The sequence below is a fragment of the Frankia canadensis genome (assembly GCF_900197875.1).
Taxonomy (GTDB): Bacteria; Actinomycetota; Actinomycetes; order Frankiales; family Frankiaceae; genus Frankia; species Frankia canadensis.
This window is the reverse complement of record NZ_FZMO01000302.1, coordinates 1-4146: the sequence shown is the minus strand read 5'-3', so window position 1 is coordinate 4146 and position 4146 is coordinate 1. Positions and strand designations below refer to the sequence as shown.

The window sequence follows — 4146 nt, the reverse complement described above, 5'->3', positions numbered from 1 at the left end:
GCCCACCCCCGGCCGGCCGGGCCGGCCGGGGGTGGGCTCGGGGGGCAGCTGGCGGATCCGTCCCGCGTCGGCGAGAGAGGCGAGAGTTTTCCGCAGTCCGCGCACGTCGATACCGGTGCGGTCGGCGATGTCGGGGGCGCTCAGCGGACCGTCTACGAGCGCGGTCAGCACTCGTGTCGTGTCGCCCGCGTTTGTTTCCCGATTAGTTGATGTCATTGCGGTGTTCTCCCTGGGTCGTATTTCCGTTTGCGTTTTCAGGGATAACTCCTGATCGGCACGGCCAGCCAGCGATATTCCCAGTGACATACATCACTGGCCGGGTTTTCATGACTGTTTACGGTTTCGGTTGCTGACCGGTAAACGATCAAGTTACGGTCGCTACGCCCCACCCATTCAGCCCCGCAACGCGGGTCCTGGTACGCCGGTGGCCATCGGCGGATCCGCGTGGCGCCAACAATCCTTTCCCTCTTTCCTTTCTGTGGAGTGTGTATGAGCGCGTCCATTACGGGTATTCGGCTGCCGGCCGACCGTGACCGACCCCCCGAGGTGATCACTTTCCGTCCGCGTGATCTGTTCCTGGTGCAGGGGATTGTGGGCGGGCCGATCGAGGCGGTCAGCCTCATCGAGCCGGCCGGCACCCTGTGGGTGAACAAGGAAGGTCTGGCGTTGCGGTTGCCGGTCAACCTGCGGGCCTCCTACCTCGCGCGGGCGGCGAACCCCACGCGTCGAGGTGTGGTGCTGCTGGGGAATGCGCTGCTCGTGGGGCCCGCGGACGCGCAGGGCCGGGACACGTCGGTGGCACCGGAGTACCGGGCGGTGCTGCTCGACGACCCGGCCCGGGTACGCGTCGATCTTGTCTCCACCGGCGATGAGCGCCGCGTCCTGCCGGTCGACGGCACCTGGCGGAATCCGTTCGCCGCCTACGCCGAGGGCCTGCATATCGCGGCAGCGTTTCCCGAGGCAGCGGTCCGGCTCCGCCCCGCCTGACCCCCGGAAGTTCCGAGAAATCCCGCTCTTCCTTCTTCTTCTTCTGTGTCTGGAGTGGCCATGCCCGAAGAGGCGACCGGCGTGCTGCTGCCGTCGGATCCCACGAAACCCCCGCACCGTGTTCCCCTCGGCCCGGACAAGATGGCGCTGCTACGCTCCGCCGCCGATTCCGACCGTGGGTTGTGCTGTCTGGTCGCGCTTCGGCAGCCGGCCGCGAACCTGTGCGCGTATCGGGACGACTCTCGCCTGCCGGTGAACGTGCTCGCGAGTCTGATCCTGCGGGCGGCGGATCCCGAGCGACGCCAGGATCGGGTGCGCGGCGACGCCGTTCTTGTCGGCCTCGCCCACGACAACGGCGTCTACGCCTCGGCGCCGCCCGGCTACACCGATGTTCTTTTCCCGCGGAGCGGCCTTTTCCGCGTCGAGTTCCAGCCCCCGCAGGGCGGACGGCGCCAGCAGTTGTCTTTCCCGGAGTGGACGGATGTGGTCAGCGCCTACCGGGAGGGGCTGCGGCTGGGCCGGGCGTTGCCCCGCATGACCGTCCGCGTCGTACGCGTCCGCTGACCCCCACCGCCCGCGTCGGGCCGACGCCCGACGCGATCCGCCGGTGGCGTGTGGCCCACCCCTGCCCGCGTCGCCCGTCGGTGAGGACGCGGACGCCCCGCCCGCGTCCTCACCTTCCCCCCTTTCCCGTCCATGCCCGTTCGAAGGTTCGAAGGAGACAGTGATGATTGATCAGGAGGAGAGGCAGGCCCGGATCGGGCTGGCCTGCGCGGCCAGCCTGCGTCCCCTGCCCGCCCCGCCGTCCGATGCGGCGAGCCCGCTCGAGCGGTGGGAGCAGGTTTGCGCCGCCTTTCCGCAGATCGACCCCGCCCGGGTCGACGCGGACGCGGCGCAGGCCGGGTGGCGGATCCTCGTGCCGGGCGACGCCGAGTGGCCGGCCATACCGTCCGGGACGGCGGGCCTCGAGCAGGTGCCGTGGGCGTTGTGGGTGCGCGGGGACGGCGACCTGCGGATGGCGACACGCCGGTCGGTCGCGGTCATCGGCACGCGCGCGCCCACCGCCTACGGCGAGCAGGTCGCCGGTCTGCTCGCCGGGGATCTCGCTGGCCGTGGGTGGACGGTGGTCACGTCCACCGCGCTCGGCTGCGACGCCCGCGCCTTCGCCGCCGCCGCGTCCGCAGACACGGCACCGGTCGTCGTCTACGCCGCCGGACCCGATCTGGCCGCCTTCACACGCCGCGAGCCGGTCCCGCACGGCCTGCTGGTCTCCGACGCACCGCCGGACAGCCCGGCCCGCCGGGACCGGTTCCTCGCCCGCCAGGACCTGCTGTGCTACCTGTCCGCCGGGGTCGTGCTCGCCGAGGCTGTCTTTCACGGCAGCACGTTCGCGGCCGTTTCCCCCGCCCGGCGCCGAGGCCGCCTGCTCATGGCCGTGCCTGGTCCGATCACCAGCCGGGCGAGCGCCGCCTGCCACTATCTGATCCGCGACCACACGGCGGCGCTCGTCGACAGCGGCGAGGACATCTGCTCGGCGCTGCTCGCCGCCCTGACCGCCCCATCCGACCCGCCGGCGGAAGGCGCGCGGTGAAGGTCGGACTCGCCCGCACCCCCGCTGTGCGGGCCGCGCTGCGCGCGGCGGGGGTGCGTCCGTGGAGCGTCGGCCAGCGTCTCGACGCCGGTGACATCCTCGTCCTCGACGCGTCGCTGGACACCGCCCTGCTCCACCTGCGCGGGCTGCTGCTTCCCGACGTCGAGATCCTCCTCGTGGATGCCATCCCGCCGTCGAGGTCGGCGGTGCGGTGGCCGTGGCGGCGCCTGTCCCTGCCCCGCGACCACGGCGAGCTCGCGGGGCTGCGCACCGTCCTGCCCGCCACGACCGTCGTTGCGATCAGCGGACGGCTCGAGGTGGCCACCGTCCGCCTCGAGGTCCGCGACCACCTCCCACCCAGCCCGCACGACCCGCCACCGGACCATCTCGACGTCCTGCGCCGGGCGTTCACCGAGACCGGTCTGCGGTGGCCGCAGGACGCCACGCTGACGGCCCGGCTGATGCCCGCCGGCCAGCCGGCCGACAGGGAGACGCAGCTCGCCGTCGCCGCCGCCCTGCTCGCCGCCACCGGCACCATCCCCCCGGCCGCGCTACGCCGCTACGTGTTCGTCGGCGCTATCGCCCCGGACGGGCACCTACGCCCGTTGCAGGCCCCGGACGCCACGCGGGATGCCGCCCGTGCCGCCGGGTACCGCCGCCTCGTCGTCCCTGCCGTCCACGCCGACGGGCCCGGGTACGTCGGACCCGGCTGCGCCGTCCACCCAGCCTCCACCGTGGCCGACCTGGTGCCCCTCCTCCGTCCCTGACTCTTCCCCCGAAGCGCTGATGCCCCCGGCCACGGCCGGGGGCATCAGCGCTTGCGCGCTCGTGCGCGGGTTAGCCGAGGGGGCGTATCCGCACCGCATACAGCGGATGGCCCCGTACCAGCCGCAGACCGTCTGCGTAGGCCGCGAAGGGGTCCGACCACATCAGCGGGGGCAGAACGCCGCGCACTTCCTTACCGGTCGGGGTCCGTACCTCCATCCCAAACCTGCCCGCCGAGGTGAGCAGCACCTCGCGGTAGGCGGGGTCGGCGGAGGTTTCCACCCCGCCGTGCGCCGCGCCGAGGAGCACCGCGTCCCCGAGGATCGTCCCGCCGCGCCACACCGGGTTCGCCGCCGCCGCCAGCACCGTCGCCCGCATGTTCGCGCCGAGACCGAACCGCGAGGCCCAGGCGTTCGTGAACAGCGTGCCGGCCGGCTCGAGGAGCGTCACTCGGTCGACGGGTCCGCCTACCTCCGCCCACAGCAGCGGCAGCTCCGCCACGTCGAGAGTCAGGGCGGCGACCGGCTGGTGTGGCTGCGCCGGAATCAGCACCGCGGTGAGCAGCGCACTCATCGATACCTCCACGAACGAAGAGACGATCACGGTGAGGGGTGGGACCGTGCGGGCGGTCTGTCGGGGCCCGGTGCGCCGCCCACCCCCGGTGCCGGCATGCCGGGCGTGGGGTGGGAACCGGCCGGGCCGGCCGTGCGCCGCGCCGGACAGCGGCGCCGACAACGCGGGTGGGCCGGGAAGGCGGCGCGGTAACCGTCCGCGGCGGTGGCGGCGGTGGGCCGGCCGAGGCG

Annotated in this window: 6 protein-coding genes; 4 read left to right on the top strand and 2 right to left on the bottom strand. The window is 72.9% G+C overall.

All coding sequences use genetic code 11. The annotated features are described in order from the left end of the window. The coding region (locus tag C1A33_RS35130) for a DprA-like winged helix domain-containing protein (protein ID WP_207770422.1) at positions 1-216 on the bottom strand (216 nt) is incomplete at its 3' end. Between the two features lie 273 nt (positions 217-489). Between C1A33_RS35130 and C1A33_RS21415 the strand changes: the two genes are divergently transcribed. The 4 genes from C1A33_RS21415 (at position 490) to C1A33_RS21400 (ending at position 3345) form a co-directional block, all read left to right on the top strand. After that, the gene (locus C1A33_RS21415) at positions 490-987 is read left to right on the top strand and encodes a DUF3846 domain-containing protein (RefSeq protein WP_101833198.1); all 498 of its coding nucleotides are present in this window, start codon (positions 490-492) and stop codon (positions 985-987) included. Positions 988-1047: 60 nt separating this feature from the next. Further along, positions 1048-1551, top strand: a complete 504-nt coding sequence (locus C1A33_RS21410; RefSeq protein WP_101833197.1) for a hypothetical protein — start codon at positions 1048-1050, stop codon at positions 1549-1551. Positions 1552-1714: 163 nt separating this feature from the next. Continuing rightward, positions 1715-2578 carry a DNA-processing protein DprA gene (locus C1A33_RS21405; RefSeq protein WP_101833196.1) on the top strand — a complete coding sequence of 288 codons (864 nt, stop codon included), beginning with the start codon at positions 1715-1717 and terminating at the stop codon, positions 2576-2578. Next, positions 2575-3345, top strand: coding sequence for a hypothetical protein (locus tag C1A33_RS21400; RefSeq protein WP_101833195.1), 771 nt, complete (start codon positions 2575-2577; stop codon positions 3343-3345). Before C1A33_RS21405 ends, C1A33_RS21400 begins: the two co-directional genes overlap by 4 nt. A gap of 70 nt (positions 3346-3415) precedes the next feature. On the opposite strand, the gene C1A33_RS21395 is transcribed toward C1A33_RS21400, so the two are convergent. Beyond that, on the bottom strand, positions 3416-4146 hold a 731-nt coding region (locus tag C1A33_RS21395), incomplete at its 5' end, for a hypothetical protein (protein ID WP_207770421.1).

What these genes read in the sequence shown, in the direction of transcription:
- C1A33_RS21415 (WP_101833198.1), top strand. Translation starts at nt 490, where the DNA reads ATGAGCGCGTCCATTACGGGTATTCGGCTGCCGGCCGACCGTGACCGA.
- C1A33_RS21405 (WP_101833196.1), top strand. Translation starts at nt 1,715, where the DNA reads ATGATTGATCAGGAGGAGAGGCAGGCCCGGATCGGGCTGGCCTGCGCG.
- C1A33_RS21410 (WP_101833197.1), top strand. Translation starts at nt 1,048, where the DNA reads ATGCCCGAAGAGGCGACCGGCGTGCTGCTGCCGTCGGATCCCACGAAA.